Here is a 23,612-nt window from a genome sequence, read left to right on the forward strand (position 1 = left end):
CTGAAATTGTGCATAAGTTCATGATGTGCTTTTTGCATAGCACAGAAGTATATTGCTTCGATAGCGATGAAATCGCCACCTCGCAAAAAGTGTCTCGCTCTCACAGAAAAGACAAGGTTGATGGCGATGGTTTAAACCGATCTGAGGTTAAATATGGTGCGTTTTTTTAAATTACAAAAAAAACCAACCGCAGAATATCGGTTGGTTGTACATAAGTGAGCGTAATGGGATGTGCTCACAAAAACTTCATTGGTTGGCTTGTTGCATCGGACATACTACCATCAAAAAATGTCTTAATAGTGAGATGGTTATGTAAATATTGCTCTGTCTGGATTCTACAGAGCTACCCATTCACACAAGATTCTGAGTGAGGTTAGTCTTGATGGGTGATATCAGGTCTGTCCATTCCTAGTGGTCTCAATATTAAGATTTAGACCATTTCCTCAGAATTTTTTTGGCTACACTTTTCTGCTGACAGTATTATGAAACACTATGTCTACTGTTATGGTGACAATTCAGTATTAAATAGTCAGAGTTTATTCCATTCTGGTGAAGAGTAGTAAACGGTAAGTGAAGATGAAAAAACTATGGGTATTGGTATCAATTGTTTTATTAGCTTTTGTTAACTCTGGCCATGCGTCCGAAAAAATGATTAAGCACTTTATAACGGATAGTGGAGTAGCTAAAGATTTAAAAACCAGCCTGATGTGGATGAGATGCAGTTTAGGGCAAAATTATGAAGAAAGCCTCTTTGGTGAATCGTATTGTACCGGCAGCCCAGAGCCATTTAAAGATACGAATATTTTTACAGTGTCAAAGAATGCAGATATAAATGGCTTTTCAGACTGGCGAATACCTACATACGATGAGCTGATGGGTATAACCTATTGTGGAGTTTTTCAGGACAAGTCACAGTTTTACTGTGATAGCAATACTTACGTTTCTCCTACAATTCATGATGGCGTTTTTCCTGATTTTTCAAATGAAGGGGAAGTGTGTTATTGGAGTTCGACTTTATATCTTACTCGAGGTGGAAGTAATGATACTACTGCTAATTATTCATCCTATACTCAATACCTAAAATATAGAGAACAACCCGAAAACATTGATGCAAGCCCTCTTTTGGTTTGCTTTGAGAATGGTACGAGGGGAATTCAATTTAAACCGGGCACATCTAGAGGGTACCTTATTCTGGTAAGAGAGATGTAGGCTTCATTAGTTTTCTCTGCATACAGTTGGCCGTGACCAACAACCTGACCTGAATCAGGTTATTTGAAGTTGGGTTATGAAAATCAGGCCTTGAACTATTAGCGTATTAGCGATTTTGACAAGCAAGGATGAACAGATAATTGCTGGGATTGGTATAATCGAGTCAAGGAGTTGAATGACCTGCTGCAGGAGCGTTTGTTTCTAACACATGGTTAATATACTCAGCTATGCCTATCTTACTAATTGAATGCTCTTTCTGTTGAAGATGGTCAATATTAGCTACGTATTTGTGCGTTTCGTCTGACCAAAAATCATCATATAGGTAAATATTAAAGGTGAAGCAACTTAGCTGGTTATCCTTAAGTAGCTGAGCTCGCTTCTCTCCAACAATTGATAACTTCACTTCATTTTTGAATTTATCAATGATAAAAATATCATGCACGTCATTATTTTCTCTAGAAAAGTTTACATGATCTACGCATCCGGATATTGCCTGTATACTATACTGTGATTTCCAGCACTGAATACCTGTATTAATTAGTAAATACCCAAGATAGAGACTAATTGCCGCGTATACCGGTAGCAGAATTGCAGGTGTTTTGCTAATGCCTTGGTAAATAAATCTGTGCAAATGTGTGCTCCGACTTAGGGATTTGTATTGAGCAATTATTCTACAGAATTGTTATATGCATATGGCTACCATCTTTGTTGCATCTCAAGTGTGAGACGGTTTACATTGAGTTACGTTACCTAATTGAAAGGTAAAGTGAATTGCTGTTAAAAATGTTTAACAAGTGTTGCGAAAGTGGTGATTTACTGAATAATGATCGCGAAGGGCTTGGGGAGCATTGTTTGGAAAAACAACTGTATTGAAAACAAAAAAAGGTTTGGTGGGCGTAGGCAGATTCGAACTGCCGACCTCTTGCATGTCAAGCAAGCGCTCTAACCAACTGAGCTATACTCCCACATTGTGTCTTGAACGAGAAGAATATTAGCCACTCGTCCTACGCCTTGCAAGGAAATTTTCTCTTAATTTGAACTGTTTGGCGTAATAATCGGCGAATTGGTGTTTATTTGTTCTCCTGGGTTTAAAGCAGGGTATTCAGAACCGGTTGGCTGACTTCTTCAAGACTGCTTAGTTTCTGATCTGCGATAACCCACTTATCGGCACCGAAAGCTTCTGCTTCAGGAATAACAATGGTTTTCATATTCGCTGATTTTGCTGCCAGCAGGCCGGTAAATGAATCTTCAATAGCGATACATTCGCTTGGATCCACACCCATTGCCTTTGCTGTATTGATATAAACCTCTGGATGTGGCTTTGCGTATTCCAGATTTTCAGCCGAATTGAGAACCTCAAACGTGCCGTTAAGCCCAAGAGCATTGATGGTCGCTTTTACCAGAGACATTGGCGAAGAGGAGGCTACAGCTAGTTTCAGTCCCTGATCTTTAGCCATTTCAATGGCGTTGTGAATACCGGGCATTGCTGGTTTCGTCATCAGGATTTTTTCTGCAACACGTTCAACAATCGCTGTGGTAACATCCTGCTTACTGAATTTCTCCCATGGCTGGCGGCTGTACCAGATATCAACAATTTCGTTGATTCTTATTCCGGTTGTCTCTTCTGCGTCTTTCTGGGTCATATTGACACCGCATGATTGAAAAACTTCTTCTTGTGCTTGTCGCCATAATGGTTCGGAGTCGATCATCAGACCGTCCATATCAAAAATTACTGCTTTGATCATGAATTACCACGGTATTTGAAGGTGAGTATTACAAGCCGCGAATTCTATCAAGTTTCTATGTAACTTTGTGGATTATTTGAAAAATAAAATAAAGGTGTTTCGCAACTTAGCCAATGGCCTTTATCTCAGTTTATTGGTGAATAGTAAAAATGGCCTCTGATCATTTTTATAGAGTAAAAGCCTATGCCTGTATCAAAAACAACGCCGCTTATTTTATCGGCACTTAGCCTTATCCCCGTTTATGTAAGTGCAGAAACGACTAGCTTTGCCCCGGCCGTAGTGCTGGCAAATGCATACCATGACGATATTGATGTCAAAAGTTACTGGATGAGTGAAAAGCTCGACGGTATCAGAGCTATCTGGGATGGAAGCAAGCTGTTAACCCGGTCCGGGAAACAGATTCATGCTCCATCGTGGTTTGTTAAAGACCTGCCCGATTTTATGATTGAGGGGGAATTGTGGGCCGGAAGAGGACAGTTTGCGAAAGTTCAGTCGACGGTTCTTGATGAGCTGCCCAATGACGATGACTGGAAGGAGATTAAGTTTATGCTTTTTGACTCCAAACATCTTGGTTTGAGCTATCGCAAGCGGTACGCGGCTCTGTCTGCCTGGGCAGTTCAAATGGACAGGCCATTTATAGAAATGGTAGAGCAGCGTGAAATCAAGGATAAACAGGCACTGTTTGACTTTCTGAGCCAGATAGAGCAGCAGAGCGGGGAAGGGGTGATGCTCCGGAAAGTCGACGCGGCGTATATTTCAGGAAGAAGCGATGACCTGCTCAAGTTAAAGAAAGCGGAGGATACGGAAGCTGTGGTGATTGGCTACAAAGAGGGTAACGGTAAATACTCCGGGATGGTTGGCGCACTGCATATTGAGCTTGGAGATGGAAAAAAGATGTACGTGGGTTCGGGATTAACGGATGCTGAAAGGAAGAACCCGCCCCCGGTAGGAGCGGTTATTACTATTCAATACAACGGACTGACTGTGACAGGGTTGCCCAGATTTGCGCGCTATCAACGGGAAAGGGCTCCCGAGTAACTACTTCGCTTTTGTTGCTGTGGCTGCTTTGCCTGATTCTGGTTTTTGAGGTTGTTGGGCCGATTTATTATCTTTTAGTTTTACAACCTCTTCACTGGCGACGGTTTTTGAGTTTCCTAAAAATACGCCGCCTTTAACAATAGTGAATTCCGCAGAAGAGATCTCTCCCTGAAGCTTACCTTTTTCCAGAATTTCAATATTGCGGGCAACAATTTCACCATCAAAGTGGCCGTTTACGATGGCGCTATCAGCGAAAATAGCGCCTTCAACCTTTCCTGACGGGCTAATGGTTACGGTTTTTTCGGTGTTAATCTTACCTTTAACCCGTCCGTCTATCTGAATATTGCCTGTCAGGTTCAGAGTGCCTTCGATTACTGTGCCTTCTGCGATGACAGTTGTAGCGTGGTGCTTACCTGCTGCTCCACTCTTTTTATCAAATAGTCCCATTTAATACCCTTATTAATTTTAAAAATGGATTCAAAATTATCTATGCTCCAGTTCACGAATGGTCGTGGGTTCATAGAGCGTCCTATAAAGCGAACTTCATAGTGTAAATGTGCTCCGGCAGAAAGTCCTGTATTACCGGATAATCCAATAAGATCGCCTTTCTGAACAAAGTCTCCGTTTTTCACCTTGAAGGCTTTCAGGTGCGAATAGGAAGACGTTATCCCGAAGGAGTGCATCAGCCTGAGGTAATTTCCTGACCCCTGATTACTTTTACGTGTCACTTCCACCACGCCATCGGCAGGGGCGTAAATTGGTGTACCTGTGTTAACCGCAAGGTCTATTCCGCGGTGCATGCTTCTTTTTTTGGTGACCGGATGGGTTCTCATTCCGTATCCAGAGGAAATATACCCGGTTTTTACCGGGCTTCCGTTTGGAATCATGCGCAAAATTTGCTGGCGAACCACTGTGTTCACAGCAGCAAGATCTAAGCGTGAGTCGATATCAAGCTCGTTGGAGGAAGTGCCAAGGACAGACTCAATATCATTGAGCCTGTCATTCATGTTTTCCAGTTCCTGCTCTTTTGCTACGACTTGCTGCTTGAGTTGCTCCTGAAGTTGCTCGTACTCGACCAGTTCTTCATTCAGGTCTTTGGATCTCTGCTCAAGTGTAGATTGAGCCTGTTTGGAGATCGTGACTTCATCAAGAAGGAAGAGAACGACAGTAGCGACTGATAATGCAGTGACCAGTAATGCGACCAGCAAAATTTTTAATCTTGTGATGGCCTTCTTTGTTAGTCTGAAATGGTTAGTTCCCTTAACGCCAGATATGGTGACGATTAAGCTTTCTGAATTCATAGTTACACTGGTTGATAGATATTGCTGTCAGATTGTAAATGCTTTATTGAGTTTTCTACTATTACAATATGCTGTTAGTACACGGCAAAAGTCCGGATTTGTGAAGAACACTCAAAAAATCTCATATAAAGCTCAGCATTTTTAACTGAGCTAAAACAAAACACTAACGCGATGCGAACTCTAATTGTACGCTGCCTTCCTGCCGGTGCATCCAGCGCAGCCTTATTGTGAGCAAAATAGCGGCAGAGGTCAGGCCAACAATAAAGCCAACCCAGAAGCCATATACGCCCATGCGCGGAACGATTAAGTCAGTGAGCCCCAGAATACAGCCCGTCGGAAGGCCAAGCACCCAATAGGCGATAAAGGTACAGATAAAGATAGCTTTCATGTCTTTATAGCCACGCAAAGCACCTGCACCTATTACCTGCACTGAATCTGCCAACTGGTAAATCGCTGCAATTATCAACAACTGTGTTGCGATGGCCAGCACCTGACTGTCATCGGTATAAAGTAGTGTAATAGGTTCTCTGAACACAACGGTAATTACACCGGTAATGGCGGCAAGAAGCAGCCCAAGGGCAATGCTGACATGGGTGGCAATTTTTGCGCCTTCGGTGTTTTCTTCTCCGAGTTTATGTCCGACACGGATACTTACTGCTGCGCCAATACTCATAGGAATCATAAATACCAGTGAAGAGAAGTTAATAGCTACCTGGTGCGCAGCTACAATAGTTGGTCCTAAAGGAGAGACCAGAAGTGCGACAACTGCGAATAGCGTAACTTCAAAAAAGATAGCAAAGGCAACGGGTACCCCAAGCTTTACCAGACGGATTTGCTCTTTCCAGACCAGTTTGTGCAGCTTGTCGAATAGGCCAACATGCTTAAGCCGGTTTGATCTGATGATGTAAAACAGCATAAACAGGAACATCAATGTGTAAACGATGGCAGTTGCAACACCACATCCTACACCGCCAAGAGCCGGAGCGCCAAATTTGCCGTAAACAAACATCCAGTTCAGCGGAATGTTAATAGCCAGCCCCAGAAAACCGATAAACATCGCCGGTTTGGTCAGGGCCATACCGTCGGCAAAGCTCCTTAGTGCCTGATATAAAAGGCTTCCCGGAACGGCCCAGAGCATGGCGTTCATATAGCCGGTGGTTTTTTCTGCCAGAAGAGGGTCCACATCCATCATGCCAACGATAAATTTGGTCTGAATAAGAATTGCCAAAGTTGGAATGACCAAAAGAGAGGCTAAAAAGATGCCCTGTTGTACTTCGTAGGCGATTTTGTCTGATTTGCCTGCGCCGTTTAGCTGAGCGATTACCGGTACCAGCGCCATCAGAAGGCCAATACCAAAGAGTATGGTTGGCATCCAGATACTCGATGCAACAGCGACAGCAGCCATGTCTGTGGCACTAACACCACCGGCCATAACGGTATCGACAAAGCCCATACCTGTCTGGGCGATAGAGGCGATAAGCACAGGTGTGGCGAGTTTGATTAATTCTGAAGCTTCTTTTTGATAGCGATGCACGAAAGTATCCAATTTAGAACTGAAGTTGATATAGTAATACCAATCTAATTACTGGTATTGGTATAAGAAAGCGCTTGTTGTTTGGAACAGGCGCATAATAAAAAAAAGTGAGCGATATCACCACAGAAACTTAGGAGAATTTTAAATGTTTACCGGAATTGTTCAGGGGATGGCCAGGGTTATTTCCATTGAGAAAAAGGAATCGTTTCAGACTCATGTAATTGAAATGGGCAATAGGTTATCTGAGGGGTTAAGCGTTGGTGCATCTGTCGCACATAATGGTTGCTGTCTCACTGTTACTAAGATCGATGGCAAAAAGATTAGCTTTGACCTGATGCAGGCAACATTGAAACATACCAACCTTGGTGAATTAGAAGTCGGGGATTGCGTTAATGTAGAACGTGCAGCCAGATTCGGAGATGAGATTGGCGGGCACAGTATGTCCGGACACATTACGCTTACGGCAGTTATCGATGAAGTGATATACACGCCAAATAACCGGACAGTATGGTTTAGTCTGCCGAAAGAGTATATGCGATATGTTCTGGCTAAAGGCTATATCGGGATAGACGGCTGTTCACTGACCATAGGTGAAGTAGAAGAGAAAAGGTTTAGCGTACACCTGATACCGGAAACCTTGCAGAGAACACTGTTTGGCCAGAGAAAAACGGGTGAGCGGGTGAATATTGAGTTTGATCCTCAAACCCAGGCTATTGTTGATACGGTTGAGAGGGTGCTCGCCTCCCGACAACTTAATCAGAGTTAAGTCATCTTTATATGGGGAGCAGTACTTGTTTAAAAGTACTGTTCGTCGTCAGCATCTACTACCAGGTTGATTTTGTCATACTGCTCATCAACCATCATATTTACATGAACTGCTTTGTAGCAAGCAGGGCATTCATCGTAGAATTCCTGATTTCCGTTTGACGCATCTATTGTCATGGCTATCTGAAAACCGCAATGCGGGCAGATAACGAATCTTTCTGTATAGTCTTTCATCTTGCTCTACCTTGAGGGGCATTCGGAATCGAAAAATTATCGCCCCTCTAAGGTAAAGATAGTCTCAATCAGTCACAAGCCGCAATGTATTAACTTATAAGTTTCTCAAGGTGCTGCTCTGCTTCTTCCAGGTAATGCCCGCCGAACAGGTTGCAGTGGTTCAGAATATGGTAGAAGTTGTAGATATCTTTACGTTGCTGATAGCCGAAATCGAGAGGTGAAACACTTTCGTATCCCTGATAAAACTCAGGATCAAAGCCGTCAAAAAGCTCTGTCATCGCGATATCGCACTCTCTGTCACCCCAGTAGCAGGCGGGGTCATAGCAGACGGGGCCAAAGGCAGTGTTTGCCACATTGCCGTGCCAGAGATCGCCGTGAATAAGCGAAGGTTTTGGATTATGGTGCGCAAGCATTTTATCAATGGATTTAACGATATGGCTGATATCACCAAAGCGAATCCCTTTTTCATCCAGCAGTTGCAGTTGCCAGCCAATTCTCTGCTCTGAGAAAAAGTGGCACCACTTTTTGGTCCAGGAGTTAGGTTGGATAGTTGCGCCTATATAGTTGTCCCGGTCAAAACCGTACTCTTTTTGCTCGCCCCACTGGTGCAAGTGGGCTAACTTAACTCCAAAGTCAAAACTGTGCTTGGAGTCTTCCAGGGGTTTGGTTGCCATATAGTTGAGGATAATAAATGCTTTGCCTTTTCCCTGACCGACAAGGACAAGTTCCGGCAGAGATACCGTGTTAGAAAGACGTAGTTCCTGAAGGCCTTCCGCTTCAGCTTCAAAGACAGGCAAAGACTCTTTGTCACCGACCTTAACAAAATACCTTTGGTCACCGTCACTTATCATGTAGCACTCGCTGATGTCTCCACCTTCAATTCTATTGCGCTCCCTAATCTGAAAAGTGAACATTAAAGTTTCTGAAAGTTGCTGTGAAATAGCGTGCCACATATCTAAGACTCTCCGGTTCTACGTCATATATGGTTAATTTTAGGACATATTTTCTAAAAATAGCCGACATACACTATATATTAGGATATAGATCTTGAAGTTGCTCAAAAACTGTAAAAATGTCCGTGTAATATTTGGCAGAAGCATATAGCGTGTTATTAAGCTCAAAGAGATTGATTGTTCATGTGGTAACAATCGCTTCAATGATTTAGTATTAGTTTTAACATGGTTTAAAAAGTCCGCAGCTGTTATTTGTGTGGCTCAAAATTTTGGAGAGTAAAGTGGTTGTAGATACAGATGGATATCTGGCTCTTATTGAGCATTTAACAATTAATCTGAATGTATTTACCTGTGGTGAAGGCGATACTGGTGATGAAACCATTGAAGATGTGGTTACGGACATGATCGCGACAAATATCATGGCACTGTTTCAGCAAAACCCTGAGCTTCATTCAAGTGTGCGTTTTAAACTTCTGAAGGAAGCGGATTCCGTAGTAGAGGATCTTGGTGAGGTTCTGGCCGGTGTCTGGCAGAAAAAAGCGACCAACGAGCAGATTATATTCCTGGATGAGTATATCGCTCTGGTTAAAAACCTGTTTGATACCGCAGTTGCTACCTACGATTAATCTACCCGGCGCATTTGCCAGAAAGCGGATGACCAGTACGGGTTATCCAGACGAGATATAATGACACCTTTTGATGTGGAAGCATGCATAAAGGTGTTATCCCCCAGATAGACCCCAACGTGATTTGATTTTTCGGATGTTTTGAAAAACACCAAATCACCCACCTGTGCATTTTTGTACGGAACTTCTACGCCCAGTTTGACTTGATGAGCCGTTGTTCTTGGCAGCAGCTTATTATTTGCGCTTAAAAATACCGACTGAACAAAGCTTGAACAGTCCACTCCTGATTTAGAGGTTCCACCGATTCGGTATGGTGTGCCTTCCCATTCTTTAAATACGCTCTGATATGCAGAGTTTTTATCGTTAAACTTAAATGTTTGAGCTGATTTTGAAATTGATTTAGAGGAAGGAGCAGAATTACTGGAATTTGTTGAGCAGCCGGTCACGACAAATATCGATGCAATAACAGACAGTGCAATCGTTTTTCTTTGATAATTGATGTGGTGCATAATATAACCCATTGAAACTACGTGGCGAATGGCTGTAATAAATATGTCACGCCGCTAAACTATCATCACGGCTGTTATTCTCGTTCGAGCTGTTTTGGATATTATCATGACTACTGTTAATAAGTCGCGTTTTTCGCTGTCTTTGATACAAACACTGGTTGCCATTTTTGTTGCAATAATCCTCTCTGTTATTGGCCTTGCCGTGGTTAGCAAGAAAGGTGTAGACAATATTGGTGTAGAATTTGAAACTCTGTCTGAACATGCATTGCCGCTGGCGATGGATAATGCAAAGTTAACTCAGAATGTGCTGCAAAAAGTGAAAGTCCTTAATCAGGGCCTGCAATCAAAATCCATTGACACGCTGAAAAGTACAGAAACTTCGATCCAGACATTAACGGAAGAGTCGGACAAAATCATCGCTGAGTTGTTTGCGATTGCAGATGACTTTGATCAGGCCATTTCCACAGAAGAAAAAGCGTTGCTGAATCAGAATATGGATCAGTTACAGAGGCTTTCTCGCTCTGTCATCCAGGCACAGTACAAATCCATTGAACTGAATGCAAAGATGGACGAAATGGTTCCGACGTTCAGATATGGTCTGAGTTCGATAGGGCCGGAAATGAGCCGTATTGCTTCTTTCCTAGTTCAGGACAATCCAGAAGCCTCAGATGCGGCGAACCGTTTTATCTCCCAATCCAGTGAGCTGGAAAGTACCTTCCTGGTTCTGCTTATGCAAAATGATCTGGACAAAGCAAAAGTACAGTACCGTGAAATGAAAAACCGAAAAGCAGGTATTGAGCTGGCTTTCGATGATTTTGCACAGTGGCATCCGGATGTAAATGAGTTCGCCAGTCTGATTGCACCTTATGAGATGGTTAAGGAAGGCTTTGCTGATACCGGAGTTCTTAAAGTGGTTCTTTCCCGCCTGGAGGTGATTGGGCAGCAGGAAGAATTGCTGCAACAAGCCACAGAAGCGGCAAACCAGACAATCGCAACCCTGAACTCGATTTCTGAAAAAGCGGAAAGCCTGATATCTGACAGCAGAGCTGTTGTAAATAAATCAATGGCTTCCATCATCATGACCGTTATTGCCTGCAGCCTGTTTTTAGGTGTGTTTGTTCTGATTTCCGGTATTTATCTGAACCACTGGATTAATAAGGGATTAAAGAGTATTACCAGACAGCTTAGCCGTCTGACGGAACATGATTTTTCCGGTCAGGTTAAAGTGAGAGGGCCTTATGAACTTCAGGTTATCGGGACTAAGCTAAATCAGGTTATCGATTCAACGAATTTGTCGCTGAAAACAGTGACCGAGAACTGTGAGACGCTGTACGCGACGGCGGGTGACAGTCACTTAGCAGCAGAGCAGACGGATAAGCTGCTTCTTGAGCAAAATGACTCACTGTCTGAGATGGTGACGGCAATCGAGCAGCTTCAGGCGTCTATCAATGAAATCTCTAAGGTAACGTCTGAGTCATACACTGAGTCTCAGTCTGCCACGGAGTATTCTGAAAAAGGCACTCAGGTACTGCAAGAAAACACACACCGCCTTGAGTCTCTGGATCGCACTCTGACAGTGAATGAAGGTGCGATGAACGAGCTGGATCACAAAGTATCCAGCATCAGCGAAATGGTTGATGTTATCAGTGGCATTGCAGAAAGCACGAATCTGCTGGCGCTGAATGCCGCAATTGAGGCTGCAAGGGCCGGTGAGCAGGGCCGTGGCTTTGCGGTTGTGGCTGATGAAGTTCGCAAACTGGCAAGCGGAACCAGCGAACAGACGGAGAAAATCCGTGAAATGATGGCTGAGCTGATTAAGGCGGCAGAAAGCTCCAAAGCCTCTGTAGAAGAAAGCCGTCAGGAAATGGCGAGCGCGATGAGCTCAAATCAGCAGGTTATGACATCATTTACCGATATCGAGCAGGCTGTTAACCATATTCGCCTTCGTGTCGAGCAGATATCTGTTGCGACAGAACAGCAGGAGAGAGCAACTGCGAACGTTCAGGAAAGTATTGCGCATATTAACCGGCAGGGTGAGCAGACCAAGCATCAGCTTGGCTCTATGATCAAGAGCTCAGAAAACGTGGCCAATATCGCAGGTGAGCAGCAGGCAATGCTGCATAAATATGAATTCTGATTGGTATTCAATACAGACAAGAAAGGGCTTTGAGGAGCCCTTTCTAACATTAAAAGATTCAGAATTCTTAACGAATTCTTGAGTCAGACTTCTTACGCTTAGTAAAGATATTCCACTCTTTGATAATATCCCTTTCATAACCAACAACAGTGGCCACTACTCGGCGGTTCATTGCGTGATCGATTGGGGTTTCACCTGCACGATCTGTTACGCCTTCACCGTAGCCGACAATTCTCACACGGTCTTCATCAATACCCATACCAAGAATTTTATCTCTGACTTCAGTTGCACGGCGAATGGAAAGATCCTGGTTGTATTCATCGGTACCGACAATACTGGTGTGTCCCTGTAGCTCGATAGAGGTTTCAGGGTATTTCTCCAAAAACTCAACCATGCTGCTAAGCTCGTTCAGGAAAGCCGGGTTGATATTGGCAGAATCGTGTTCAAACAATACTTTCAGGTCCCAGTCTTCCAGGTTGTCTACGTACGCTTCACATCCATCGTTGTCGATTTGTGCTTCAAATGGCGTACCAGGACAGATATCTCGGGCGTTAATTACACCGTCTTTATCATCGTCCATCAGATCCGCTATCTGATTCGCTACAGGTGTGGCCCTGTAATCATATTCATCATCGTCAGCTGCAAGCAGGTTAAATGAAGTAACTGCTACGAGGACTGACATAGTGTAAGGTAGTAATTTCATAGCCGCTCCTTAATATTCAACCGGTTGGTTCCATTCATCAGGTACATCAACCAGAAGTGATTCCAGCAGTATGCCTGTTGAATTGAGTACGCGGTACTTAGCAAGCTGTTCTTCATAGTGCGCATCAAGGTAATCCTGACGAGCTTCAAACAGTTCGTTTTCCATATTAAGAAGATCCAGCAGGGTACGCTGGCCTATCAGATACTGCTTCTCATAAGCGTCTACGGTTTCAGATGCTGTATCTACCTGATCGGCTAAGAACTCTTTTTGCTGAAGGGTCAGATCAAGCGCACTCCAGGCAAGCCTTAAGCTTTCCTCTACATTTCTGTAAGCGCTGTCTCTTAAGTCTTTTGACTTGTTCAGCATATAGGACATTTCTTCTTTCTGAGCTATGTCTGAACCACCGTTATACAGGTTATAGCTCATACGTAGCATAACGGTTGCTTCATCACTACTACCTTCTATGCCATCAACATCATCGTACCAGGTCTGCTTGGCTTCGATGGAGAAGGTTGGATAGAAGGGACCTTTAGACTGTTTATACTGGAATCGGGCTGCATCGACATCTGCCATCGAAATCCTGATAACAGGATGCTTTTCGTTAGCCAGGTTAATGGCCTCTTCCAGTGTCAGAGGGATTGCCTTTGCATCGGCCTGAGGGAAGATAAGCCCTTGCGGAGCCTGTCCAACAATATTTTTAAACTGGGTATGAGCATCATAAATATTGTTCTGGGCAGCCAAAAGGTTGCCGTGAGCTCTGGCAAGGCGGGTTTCGATTTGAGTTAAGTCTGCTGTAGAACCAACACCGGAGTCGGCGCGGCGTTTGATGTTCTTGTAGATACTCTTGTGCACGGCAAGGTTACTCTCAGAAAGAGCAAGTACTTCGTGCGCTTTTACTGCATCCAGATAGACCTCTGCAACTTTCAGTGATTTATCTGAAGCATCTGCAAGTAGCTGAAGTCTGACAGATTCAGCATCAGCAGCAGTTCTGTCCATATTGTGCCAGGTTGAGCCACCATCCCATAGTAGCTGAGTAAGGCTAATTGTCGCTTCTTTTCTTGTTAAGTCAGTATCGTTTCCTTGTGCTGGATTAATACCTTCGTAACCAATTCCCGCATCTAAATCAATAGATGGCCTGTAAGCCCCTTTTGAGCCGTTATTTACTTCAACGTAGCTAACGTATTCGTTGTAGGCGGCTTTGAGTTCGGGGTTGGTTGCGAGCGTTATTGCGATTGCTTGCTCAAGTGTTTGTCCGTGAATAGGACTACTCAACGCGATCAAACAGGCAAGTGTAGTTAGTTGAGTCCGTTTCAAACTAATTTCTCCTAGTGGGTATATACGCGCGACTACTTTTGACGGACTTCAGGCTGCAGAGCCTTTATCAAAAGTAAGATTAATAACAAACTGATAACTTCCAATTAGAGTCTAGGAGGCAATATTTAATTTATCAAAGCGTTATAAGAAGATTTCTAAACTTGTTTTAATTTTGATACTTAGCTTGTCCAAGATCATATTTTGACCACTAAGATAAAACAGTAAAAAAAGAGAGGCTAAATCCAACAAAATAATTAGAGTAATTACTTGATAATGAGCGCGCCTAATGCATTGAATTTAAATGTAAATATATTTGCTCGGAGCTTTTTGACAAATAATGAACTTTGTACGTAAATTATAAGTGAGACAGTAGCAAGTTTTGCATTCATGATATTTGCAGAATGAGCAGTACTTCTTTTATATGTAAAGGATGTTTGGGTATGGACGTCTTACAAAATAAAGATGATTTTTATGCTGGCGATATCTTAACTGGCGGTGAAGGGCCTGAAGTTTTTATCTGGAGCAATGAAGACCTTGATGGTTCGGTGAATACCATTTCCGATTTTACTATTGCTTCAGGATCTGAAGACGATCCGGATTATGTTGAGGGTGATGTATTAGATTTTTCTGATTTGCTTACCGATATGTCTGAGGAAGAGATAGGGGACTATCTGAAAACATTGCCACTTTATGAAAATGATGATGGCACAGGCTTAGAGCTGGTTCTGAGTCATGGTGATGATAGTGTCACTATCGTTTTTGAAGGGTATACGGCCGATAATTCAGGAGACTTACTCAACTATATTGTTCAGCAAAATAGCATCATAGTGGACTAACTTATCTGTACCAAAATTTGTGTAAGGACCCAAAAGGACTCGGTTGAGTCCTTTTTTTCGTCTCATAACTAAGAAACTTCATTAACTTAGTAAATATTGTTTCTTTTGTATAAACGCAAATTCGAATTTAACAATTGGCTATGTTTTCGGTTTTATTATCTGCTCTTCAGGTTGGGGAATGAGTAACTTTATGAAAAACGGACTAAATAAATTATCTGTTCTTTTTTGTTTATAATTGATTATTTTATTAGTGCTTACTGATAGAGTAAATAGTCTAAAATTGACCCTTTAACGCATTGAAATAAAACAACAATATCCGACGTGGTGATCTTTTGACGAACATTGAACTATCTACCTTACTTACTAATGAAACAGTAGATAGTTTTGCGACATATTGGTCGGAGAGCTAGTCACACATCTATTTGGACGCAAAGGATGGATGTTATGAGTGCCTTACAAAATAGTTCTGCGGGAACGAATAAGTTCATCGCAATAAACGCCGACGGAAAAATGATATTCGTTGACAATCCTAATGATCTGCAACCGGGAGAAATTATCATCTCAAGTGGTGAGCGTCCGGTTTCTGTAGATTTAAATGATATAACAGGTGTTCAGCAAGGAGATGAAAGCCTTTCTCAAATTAGTGATGATGATCTGGCAGCGCTTTTCGCACAGTTAGAGGGTGGAGTTGATCCTACCGCTTTAGAAGGCGAAGAGTTTGCACCGGCAGCCGGTGGTGAGCAAGGTTCTGCTTTGACCGACTCCGCTACCGTGCAACGTACTGGCGCCTCTTCACTCGCTTCAACCGCTTTTGATACCAGTGGTATCGGAGCTTCAGAACTTTCCAGAACGCAAGATGTCGATTTTAACAGAGAAGAAGCAACCGCATTTGTTACTTCTGTTAGCCAGGCTGTTGACGTTAATGGTGATGTTGTTAATGAAGGCGATACAGCCGTCTTTACTGTTACGCTAAGCAATCCACTGGATGTTGCCGCTCAGTACGCATGGTCGCTGGATGAAGGGACAGCAGAGCTGGGACCTGACTATGACTATACCGATGAGCTAACCTTTAGCAATGGTGTCACTCTGGTCAGTTCACCTGATTTTTCACCTCTTGGTGAAGGAAGCATCGGCGGGGTTTTAAATGTGCCGGCCGGAGTAACTTCGTTTACTGTATCTGTTCCTACTTTGACAGATGAAATCTATGAACAGTCCGAGAACTTCACCTTAACTGTGGGTGGAGAGACAGGTACTGCGACAATCCTCGATGAAAATGGACCTCCAATTATTATTCGTGTGGAACCGGATTTGCAAACCGAGGGCGGTTATGTCCCTGAGGGTGAAAAGCTCGACTTTACTATTGAGCTAAGCCACCCAAGTACTACTGATATGGTTTATGACTGGTCGCTGAATGATATTGAAGCGGTTCTGGGAGACGACTACGAAAACTCAATTGTATTTGATAGCGGCGTAACTTTTACCTATGACAGCGAATCAGGTGGTCAGCTGACAGTGCCTGCCGGTGTTACAGAGTTCAGAGCGACGGTTACAACCATTGACGATACTATAGACGAGCCTCTTATTGAAAGGTTTGAACTGGAAGTTGGTGGTGTTGCCGGTACCGGTAATATTATCGATGATGATGAGCCTACTGTGGTGACTGTTGAGCCTGTTGTTGGCGGAGATACCGTTGTTGAGGGACAGGAAGCAGTATTTGCGGTAACTCTGAGCAACCAAACTTACGAAGGACATTACTTCAGTTGGATGCTAGGGGATGGTGATGATTCCGCGGATAAAGGTGATGATTATCAGAACAGCATCAATGTGAACCTACCGGGTAACCACCCAGACATGTTTGTTTCAGGTAATTATATCTATGTTCCCCCTGGTGTGACCTCCTTTAATGTTGGGGTAATGACAGAAGATGACTCAGAGGATGAACCTGTCGAAAGCTTCACTCTTAAAGTTGATGATGCTTCTGGCGTTGCAAACATTCTTGATAACGATGATCCAACGGTAATCAGAGTAGATCCTACTCCTGATTTAGAAGGTAATCGTGTGCCGGAAGGCGACCCTGCTATATTTGAAATCACATTGAGTAACGAGACTTTCGATGAGGTCAGGTTTAGCTGGGAGCTGGGCAACTTTGGTGATTTCCCTGAATCTGATGGGGCAGAGCCTGGTGTCGACTACGATACCCTGGCTGCAAACATTACATTTAGTAATGGTGTTACTTTAGAAAATGGTGAGTTAGTTGTACCTGCTGGTGTTGAGTCTTTCACCGCTTCGATTCCAACATTCCATGACTGGGAATGGGAAGTTGAAGAGAACTTTACACTCACTGTTGGTGGTGTTGAAGGTGAAGCCGTTATCGTAGACCACGACTGTCATAACGATATTCTTATCGGTGATGGTGGCGGTGAAGCGAACAATTACAACCTGGCACTTATCGTAGACGTATCAGGAAGTATGAGCTCCAATTTAGGAGGTATGAGCCGGTTAGCACATGTTAACGCTGAGCTGACACAAATGCTCACTTCACTAAGCAATTACAATGGTATTATCAATGTTACATTAATTGCCTTTGCCAGCACAGTGACAGCGCAAATCGAAGGTACACCTGCAGAAATACTGGCACAGCTAGATACAGTATTGCAGATACCAAGCAGTGGCCGGGCAACCAACTATGAAGCGGCATTTGAAGCTGCAAATGATTGGTATAACCCACCTTCAGGTGAAACCACTAGCGCAGTCGACGGGTACATCAATACTGCACTGTTCCTGACCGACGGTCAGCCAACGGTTCATAATGACAATACCAGCGGAAGTGGTGGCACAACCAACGTAGCGGATGTTACGGAAGCACTGAATGAGTTCAATACGCTGACTGATTTTGGTGTAGATGTTCATGCCATTTCAATCAGAAACTCACAGACCAATGTGATTGATTTCTTCGATAACACTGAACGTGGGGACGATGCTATTACGGTAACTGTTGAAGGTGGTGGTCAGGTAGAAGCTGTTCCGGGTGAGGCGGTGGATGTTCAATCCGTTGATGATCTGTCAGAAGCTATTAGTAACTTCTCACTGTTCCCTGTTGATGGCGATACCTTAGATGGTGATTTAGGTTATGACATTATTTTCGGTGATGTAATTTATGCCGAAAATCTGAATTGGCCTGGTGATTCATTTGAAGCGCACAGGTATGAGGATGGTATTACTCAGATTAAAGAGTTTATCAAACTGGATACAGGAACTACAGGTGAGCCAACAGAGCAGGAAGTGTATGACTTTGTAAGAGCAAATCATGAGTTGCTGCATAGCCCAACCGATCCAAATGAAACTCAGATTGGAGAAGGCGATCTGCTCACTGGTAGTGAACAGGGCGATATTATCTATGGCCAGGGCGGTGATGATGAACTGAACGGCGAAGAAGGTGACGACCTTCTGATCGGTGGACAGGGTTCGGATGTAATGAGCGGTGGCGAAGGTGCTGATGTATTCAAATGGTACAGCAGCGACCTTGATGGTTCTACCGACGTTATCAAAGACTTCAGCATTGCTGATGGCGATAAGATCGATATTAGCGATCTGCTTGATGCTAATCCTGGTACAGATTTGGATGACTATGTTCATTCCGGCGCACTATCAGAATTTGTTGACAGTGGCACAGGTATGACCAACTCACAACTTGTTCTGAGCGAACCGGGCGGATCCAGTGTGACTATTATATTTGAGGATACAACGTTAGCTGATCTGGAAGTATACCTTCAGACAAACGGGGTGATTACGGATTAGTAACAACAGAGATTCCTATATATCTTGATATATCCAACAGACTTGTAAGGCAAACCAAAGGGCTCGACGGGGCCCTTTTTTTGTGGGTAGAGTTCAGGGTGCTTTACAGGCTACATATAAATGAGCCTGTTTCATAAGTAAGGCGCAGATAAATTGCTGTGGATGGCTCAACCGAGCCCTTTCCTATCTAAAAACAATTACAAAACCTTACAAGCAAACCCTTTCAAATAAAACCCTTCCGGATAAGCACTATCAACCGGATGGTCAGCCGCCTGCTCAAATCTTTCAACAAACTTAACGCTTCTACCCGCATCAACCGCTGCATCAGCCAGGATTTTCTGGAAAAGCTCCTGATCCATAAGACCAGAGCAAGAGTAAGTGAGCAGTGTTCCGCCCGGTTTAAGAATCTGCATTGCCAGCATATTAATATCTTTATACCCGCGACATGCGCCATTTAACTGCGCCTTAGATTCAGCAAATTTTGGCGGGTCCATAATCACTACATCAAATTTAGTGCCCTGATCACGGTATTCGCGAAGCAGCTTAAATACATCGGCGTTCAGGAATACGGCGCGTTTTTTCGAGATGTCGAACTCGTTTAGTTCTGCGTTAAATTTGGCGGTATCCAGGGCAGGCTGAGAGACATCTGCGTTAATCACTCGCTTGGCGTCACCTTTCAGCGCATACAAACCAAAACCACCGGTGTACGAGAAGCAGTTCAGTACTTCTTTATCTTTAACGTACTTCACTGCCTGCTGGCGGCTGTCACGCTGATCAAGGTAGAAGCCGGTTTTGTGGCCGTTTTTAATATCAACGGAGATTTTGACGCCGTTCTCTTCGATTACAACGGATTTTGGCGGCTCTTCGCCATGTAAAACGCCTACGGTTTCTTTCAGTCCTTCTTTTTTACGTACCGATACATCAGAGCGCTCGTAGATATTACAATCCGGGAAGCATTCGATAAGCGCTTCTACAAGAACGGATTTCTGGTATTCGGCACCGGCGCTTAGCAGCTGGCAGACAAGAAAGTTTTGATATTTGTCTATGGTAATACCCGGCAGGCCGTCAGATTCTGCTGCGATTAGGCGGTAACCTGTCAGGCCGTCTCGTTCAATACAGTCATCACGAAGCAGTTGAGCCTGCTGGATGCGTTTAACAAAGAAGTCCTTGTTGATGTCTTGTTTCTCAAATGACCAGACGCGGGCACGGATCTGTGAGCTTGGAGAGTATGCCGCCTTTGCCAGCCACTGGCCGTTGTTTGCGTATACGTCTACCGTTTTACCACTTTCTGGCTGGCCTTCCACTCTTTCAATACCACGGGAGAAAATCCACGGGTGTCTGCGTTTAAGTGATTTTTCACGTCCTTTGGTGAGAAAGATAGAAGCTGTCATATGAGGTTCCGGTTTATTAAATGGGGCGGTATTGTCGGTGATGAAGCAGGGAAAATCAATTCTCTTTTGATTCGTCACACTTTCCTGACGCCATCTTAGGCTAAGATTATGAATAAATACAAAAAGGGACAGGTGTTAGGCTATGACCAAAATAAGTTATAAATTCACTGTAACGGGAATGGTGCAGGGGGTTGGTTTCCGCTATCACACCTGCCATGAGGGACTAAAGCGCGGGCTGACCGGTTATGCCAGAAATCTGGATAACGGTGATGTGGAGGTTGTGGCCTGTGGCAGCGAAGATCAGTTAGAAGATTTTATCCAGTGGCTGAAAGTAGGGCCAAGATCGGCACATGTATCAAAGCTAATCTGGGATGAGGTTGAGTTTAAGGCGTATAAGGGGTTCAATATAATGTATTGAATTACAACCATTTTCTCGTTCCCATGCTTATATGGACTCCCGGGTGTTGTCAAAAAGTTTATTAGAACAGAGGTCAGATGCTTGCTTATATACGGGCTCTAACTGAGGAGCTACCTCGGCCTCTTCGATGTATTCGCACCTTCATGACTTTATCTCCCGCACGGTAGTTTCTACCTGAGCATGGGCCAGTCTCTTGAAGGTTGGTCTTACCTGTTTGTTCTTACGTTCTTTTTGACTAACCTGGTATTAAGCCACAAGTGGTTGTGGCTTATATTCCTCATCACTTTTTATCATGGCAAGAGCCGTTCTCACCGTTTTATTTGCCAAAGCAATAGCTGCAACTTTTTTGCCTCGCCTTGTGGTCAGATCTTTAAGCCATTGCTCTTTTCCTGTCCGGGCTTCTCGTTTTTCCAGTTTACACACAACTGTTAAGGCTCCTCGAAAGAGTGCACTACGCAACATGTTGTGACCACACTTTTTAGCGATAGAACCTATTTTCTGTTTACCACCACTACTGTGTTGAACGGGTGTTAACCCCAGACAAGCTGAAGCTTCTCTACCCTTACTAAAATGCTCTGCCTGGCCTAACGCTACTTTTAATAAAACTGAGCATACTGGGCCAACCCCCTCCAGAGCTTGTAACCGCCTGCACACTTTATCTTGCGCTATTGACTGCTGTAGTTGTTGTGTAAAAGCTTCTACTTGCTCTATCAAATTTATAAACTGCTCATACATCTGACTCAGGCAAGCTCTAAACTGGCCGGTTAATCCGTTATCAGCGTCCTCAAGAACATAAGGAATGGCTTCTCTCAATGCTTTATCACCTTTAGTGATCGGAATGCCAAACTCCAGTAAATAGGAACGCAGTTGATTACTTATACTTACCTTCTGCCTAACCAGTAGATCTCGCATATGAACGATGGATTGCTGACACTGCTCTTCAACGGTTGGTATGCGACAGGATTTTATTTGAGATTGCGTAGCTGCGATAGCAATGGCAATAGCGTCATTGGCATCGGTTTTTTGGCCCTGCCTGAATGCAGCTGCCCGACGTGGGGCAATAGCCTTCACTTCATGCCCTTGCTCTTTAGCATATCGAGCCCAATAGTTGGTTGTACTGCATGACTCCATTGCTACCAGTGTTGCTTTTTCCCTGGCTAAAAATTCCAGCAGTTTCTTACGGCTCATTTCTCGATTAAAAATAATCTTGCCATCGAAATTCATCTTACAGACCTGAAAAACACTCTTTGCAAGGTCAATAGCAATAACGGTAGAATATTTCATGTATGGACTCCTTTTGTAAAAGTTTGGTCGCTTATTACGCTACTCCTGAGGGAGCCGGGAGTCCATACATCTCCTGCGTGGGAATGCATACCAGAGTTGAAACTATGCGCTTAACTAACAGCAAACACGTGAAGTGATTCGGACAGAGAACGCGATATCATCGGTGGCACCTTTAGCCGGGATATGCAATGGCATGGACTCCCTCACCTTCGTCGAAAATATCGGCTAAGGTAAGAGTGTCAACTAAAAAGGAGCCCATGCCATGAACAAGAATATCACTATTTCTATCGACCTTGCTAAGACTGTTATTCAAGTTGCGATAATTAATAAGCACGGAAAGCTTTCATCTAATCAAAAAGTATCTCAATCAAAGTTAATTTCAATGGTGGCTAAGCACCCCAAAGCTGTTATTTGTATGGAAGCTTGTGCAACGGCTCATTATTGGGGTCGAAAGTTCCAGCAGGCAGGACATCAAGTCTTACTCGTGCCTGCTCAGATCGCCGCTAAGTATCGCTCGGGAAATAAAAATGATCCCAATGATGCTTTGGCTATTTATGAAGCCAGTCAGCGGACAGATATTCATTTCGTTCCGGTTAAAACTGTTGAACAGCAAGATCTTGCCTGCTTACTAAGACTGCGGGAAGGTTATATTAAGCAACGAACACAGCTTGCTAACCGTATCCGGGGGCTTGCGATGGAATATGGCATCAAATTTCCCATAGGAATCAATTCGCTCAGAAAACAGCTACCGTTTGAGTTGGAAAATGCTGAAAATGAATTAACCCATGCTGCTCGGTTTATTCTAAATAATCTTAAAGAACAGTTGCTCGCGCTTGATACCCAAATTGATGATGCCACTCAAGCTCTTACCAATCAGGCAAAACAAAATGAAGATTGTAAGCTTTTAGCCTCGTTACCGGGTATTTCATGGATTTCAGGCAGTGCTTTGTATGCCAGGTTAGGAAATGCATCGGCTTATAAGTGTGGTAGGGATGCAAGCGCAAGCATTGGATTAGTGCCTGCTCATACAGGAAGTGGAGGTAGAAATATCAACCTTGGCATTACTAAGCGAGGAGATCGTTATCTCAGAGCTCTTGTCGTTCATGGTGCCCGAGCTGTAGTTAGTCATGTCAAAGATAAAACTGATCCACTTAGTCAGTGGATACGCTCTCTGTTAGAGAGAAACCATGTGAATAAAGTCGTTATTGCTCTAGCGAATAAGATAGTCAGGATGGCGTGTGCCATATTGAAATCAAAACAGCCTTACCAGCTTAAGTTAGCTTAACTGAAATAAGGTAAAGCTGAATTTGGAGCAAACGACAAACCAGCGTAATAGCAAGTAATTAAGATAAAGTGTTAGCACAGCACACAAGGCAAACTCTGTGTGGGAATGAGGCAATAAATGCCTGGACTGCGATTAGAAGCCTTGTTAGTGGATTTAGCCATAAAGGTTCGGGGTAGCGCCCCATGATGAAACCGAATATACGTGCACTTGCATAAACTCTTATTATCTTAAACCACTTGTGTTACAGGGGGAGTCCATATACATTCCCACGCCGGAGCATGGGAACGAGCGAAAACCTTGACTTATTTAGTCAGAACGTCATGCTTTTCCTGCCACCCTGACTCTTATACACAAATATTAAAGTGACCAGAGAACGGTTCTCCCCCTTGAGTGAAAAAGCCTAACTGGTTGATAAAGCTAATAGAAGGGGGAGTTAGAGGGGGTTGGTTATGCCGTGCATGATTAAACCACCAAAACTTAAGCTCATAAGAAACAACCCCTCCCAGCCTCCCCTTCGATGTTACTTCTTCGA

Annotated in this window: 21 protein-coding genes and 1 tRNA gene; 9 read left to right on the forward strand and 13 right to left on the reverse strand. The window is 43.6% G+C overall.

What is annotated here, in order from left to right; genetic code table 11:
• Positions 1 to 576: 576 nt before the first annotated feature.
• Entirely contained in the window at positions 577 to 1,209 is a 633-nt protein-coding gene (locus L3Q72_RS06975) for a DUF1566 domain-containing protein (RefSeq protein WP_275131928.1), read from the forward strand.
• A gap of 163 nt (positions 1,210 to 1,372) precedes the next feature.
• On the opposite strand, the gene L3Q72_RS06980 is transcribed toward L3Q72_RS06975, so the two are convergent.
• The 3 genes from L3Q72_RS06980 to hxpB form a co-directional block, all read right to left on the reverse strand.
• Complete coding sequence (locus L3Q72_RS06980; RefSeq protein ID WP_275131929.1) at positions 1,373 to 1,840, reverse strand: hypothetical protein; 468 nt, start codon at positions 1,838 to 1,840, stop codon at positions 1,373 to 1,375.
• Between the two features lie 257 nt (positions 1,841 to 2,097).
• Positions 2,098 to 2,174 (reverse strand) — tRNA-Val (locus L3Q72_RS06985).
• A 123-nt stretch (positions 2,175 to 2,297) separates the two neighbouring features.
• A complete protein-coding gene (gene hxpB, locus L3Q72_RS06990; protein WP_275131930.1) occupies positions 2,298 to 2,954 on the reverse strand; it encodes a hexitol phosphatase HxpB in 657 nt (218 codons plus the stop codon).
• 183 nt (positions 2,955 to 3,137) lie between these two features.
• Between hxpB and L3Q72_RS06995 the strand changes: the two genes are divergently transcribed.
• The gene (locus L3Q72_RS06995) at positions 3,138 to 3,992 is read left to right on the forward strand and encodes a DNA ligase (protein ID WP_275131931.1); all 855 of its coding nucleotides are present in this window, start codon (positions 3,138 to 3,140) and stop codon (positions 3,990 to 3,992) included.
• On the opposite strand, the gene L3Q72_RS07000 is transcribed toward L3Q72_RS06995, so the two are convergent.
• The 3 genes from L3Q72_RS07000 to L3Q72_RS07010 all read right to left on the reverse strand — a co-directional run bounded on the left by L3Q72_RS07000 (position 3,993) and on the right by L3Q72_RS07010 (position 6,827).
• Positions 3,993 to 4,439 (reverse strand): polymer-forming cytoskeletal protein, encoded by a 447-nt coding sequence (locus L3Q72_RS07000; RefSeq protein WP_275131932.1) that lies wholly within the window; start codon positions 4,437 to 4,439, stop codon positions 3,993 to 3,995. It lies immediately after the preceding gene.
• The gene (locus L3Q72_RS07005) at positions 4,364 to 5,293 is read right to left on the reverse strand and encodes a M23 family metallopeptidase (RefSeq protein ID WP_275131933.1); all 930 of its coding nucleotides are present in this window, start codon (positions 5,291 to 5,293) and stop codon (positions 4,364 to 4,366) included. Before L3Q72_RS07005 ends, L3Q72_RS07000 begins: the two co-directional genes overlap by 76 nt.
• Positions 5,294 to 5,456: 163 nt before the next feature.
• Complete coding sequence (locus L3Q72_RS07010) at positions 5,457 to 6,827, reverse strand: MATE family efflux transporter (RefSeq protein ID WP_275131934.1); 1,371 nt, start codon at positions 6,825 to 6,827, stop codon at positions 5,457 to 5,459.
• Between the two features lie 145 nt (positions 6,828 to 6,972).
• Between L3Q72_RS07010 and L3Q72_RS07015 the strand changes: the two genes are divergently transcribed.
• Positions 6,973 to 7,593, forward strand: a complete 621-nt coding sequence (locus tag L3Q72_RS07015) for a riboflavin synthase subunit alpha (RefSeq protein ID WP_275131935.1) — start codon at positions 6,973 to 6,975, stop codon at positions 7,591 to 7,593.
• Positions 7,594 to 7,622: 29 nt separating this feature from the next.
• On the opposite strand, the gene L3Q72_RS07020 is transcribed toward L3Q72_RS07015, so the two are convergent.
• Positions 7,623 to 7,826, reverse strand: coding sequence for a CPXCG motif-containing cysteine-rich protein (locus tag L3Q72_RS07020; RefSeq protein ID WP_275131936.1), 204 nt, complete (start codon positions 7,824 to 7,826; stop codon positions 7,623 to 7,625).
• An 89-nt stretch (positions 7,827 to 7,915) separates the two neighbouring features.
• Positions 7,916 to 8,779: a fructosamine kinase family protein gene (locus tag L3Q72_RS07025; RefSeq protein WP_275131937.1), complete on the reverse strand. Its 864-nt coding sequence runs from the start codon at positions 8,777 to 8,779 to the stop codon at positions 7,916 to 7,918.
• A 281-nt stretch (positions 8,780 to 9,060) separates the two neighbouring features.
• On the opposite strand from L3Q72_RS07025, the gene L3Q72_RS07030 reads away from it, so the two are divergent.
• On the forward strand, positions 9,061 to 9,405 hold the full coding sequence (locus L3Q72_RS07030) for a DUF3802 family protein (protein ID WP_275131938.1): 345 nt from the start codon (positions 9,061 to 9,063) through the stop codon (positions 9,403 to 9,405).
• On the opposite strand, the gene L3Q72_RS07035 is transcribed toward L3Q72_RS07030, so the two are convergent.
• On the reverse strand, positions 9,402 to 9,914 hold the full coding sequence (locus L3Q72_RS07035; RefSeq protein ID WP_275131939.1) for a C40 family peptidase: 513 nt from the start codon (positions 9,912 to 9,914) through the stop codon (positions 9,402 to 9,404). The two genes, L3Q72_RS07030 and L3Q72_RS07035, sit on opposite strands and share 4 nt — an antisense overlap.
• A 106-nt stretch (positions 9,915 to 10,020) precedes the next feature.
• On the opposite strand from L3Q72_RS07035, the gene L3Q72_RS07040 reads away from it, so the two are divergent.
• Positions 10,021 to 12,051 (forward strand): methyl-accepting chemotaxis protein, encoded by a 2,031-nt coding sequence (locus L3Q72_RS07040; RefSeq protein ID WP_275131940.1) that lies wholly within the window; start codon positions 10,021 to 10,023, stop codon positions 12,049 to 12,051.
• 67 nt (positions 12,052 to 12,118) lie between these two features.
• Here L3Q72_RS07040 and L3Q72_RS07045 read toward each other — a convergent pair whose 3' ends face one another.
• Together L3Q72_RS07045 and L3Q72_RS07050 are read right to left on the reverse strand one after the other, a co-directional pair.
• On the reverse strand, positions 12,119 to 12,754 hold the full coding sequence (locus tag L3Q72_RS07045) for an OmpA family protein (protein ID WP_275131941.1): 636 nt from the start codon (positions 12,752 to 12,754) through the stop codon (positions 12,119 to 12,121).
• A 9-nt stretch (positions 12,755 to 12,763) separates the two neighbouring features.
• The gene (locus tag L3Q72_RS07050; RefSeq protein WP_275131942.1) at positions 12,764 to 14,068 is read right to left on the reverse strand and encodes a TolC family outer membrane protein; all 1,305 of its coding nucleotides are present in this window, start codon (positions 14,066 to 14,068) and stop codon (positions 12,764 to 12,766) included.
• 440 nt (positions 14,069 to 14,508) lie between these two features.
• On the opposite strand from L3Q72_RS07050, the gene L3Q72_RS07055 reads away from it, so the two are divergent.
• The gene (locus L3Q72_RS07055; protein ID WP_275131943.1) at positions 14,509 to 14,904 is read left to right on the forward strand and encodes a type I secretion C-terminal target domain-containing protein; all 396 of its coding nucleotides are present in this window, start codon (positions 14,509 to 14,511) and stop codon (positions 14,902 to 14,904) included.
• A 444-nt stretch (positions 14,905 to 15,348) separates the two neighbouring features.
• Positions 15,349 to 18,702 carry a Calx-beta domain-containing protein gene (locus tag L3Q72_RS07060; RefSeq protein WP_275131944.1) on the forward strand — a complete coding sequence of 1,118 codons (3,354 nt, stop codon included), beginning with the start codon at positions 15,349 to 15,351 and terminating at the stop codon, positions 18,700 to 18,702.
• Between the two features lie 197 nt (positions 18,703 to 18,899).
• Here L3Q72_RS07060 and L3Q72_RS07065 read toward each other — a convergent pair whose 3' ends face one another.
• Complete coding sequence (locus tag L3Q72_RS07065; RefSeq protein WP_275131945.1) at positions 18,900 to 20,093, reverse strand: class I SAM-dependent methyltransferase; 1,194 nt, start codon at positions 20,091 to 20,093, stop codon at positions 18,900 to 18,902.
• 142 nt (positions 20,094 to 20,235) lie between these two features.
• On the opposite strand from L3Q72_RS07065, the gene yccX reads away from it, so the two are divergent.
• Positions 20,236 to 20,511: an acylphosphatase gene (gene yccX, locus L3Q72_RS07070; protein ID WP_275131946.1), complete on the forward strand. Its 276-nt coding sequence runs from the start codon at positions 20,236 to 20,238 to the stop codon at positions 20,509 to 20,511.
• 246 nt (positions 20,512 to 20,757) lie between these two features.
• Here the strand turns inward: yccX and L3Q72_RS07075 are convergent, their stop codons facing one another.
• Entirely contained in the window at positions 20,758 to 21,795 is a 1,038-nt protein-coding gene (locus tag L3Q72_RS07075) for an IS110 family transposase (protein WP_275129398.1), read from the reverse strand.
• Between the two features lie 262 nt (positions 21,796 to 22,057).
• On the opposite strand from L3Q72_RS07075, the gene L3Q72_RS07080 reads away from it, so the two are divergent.
• A complete protein-coding gene (locus tag L3Q72_RS07080) occupies positions 22,058 to 23,080 on the forward strand; it encodes an IS110 family transposase (protein WP_275129409.1) in 1,023 nt (340 codons plus the stop codon).
• The last annotated feature ends 532 nt before the right edge of the window (positions 23,081 to 23,612 follow it).

The sequence above is a fragment of the Vibrio sp. JC009 genome (assembly GCF_029016485.1).
Classification (GTDB): domain Bacteria; phylum Pseudomonadota; class Gammaproteobacteria; order Enterobacterales; family Vibrionaceae; genus Vibrio.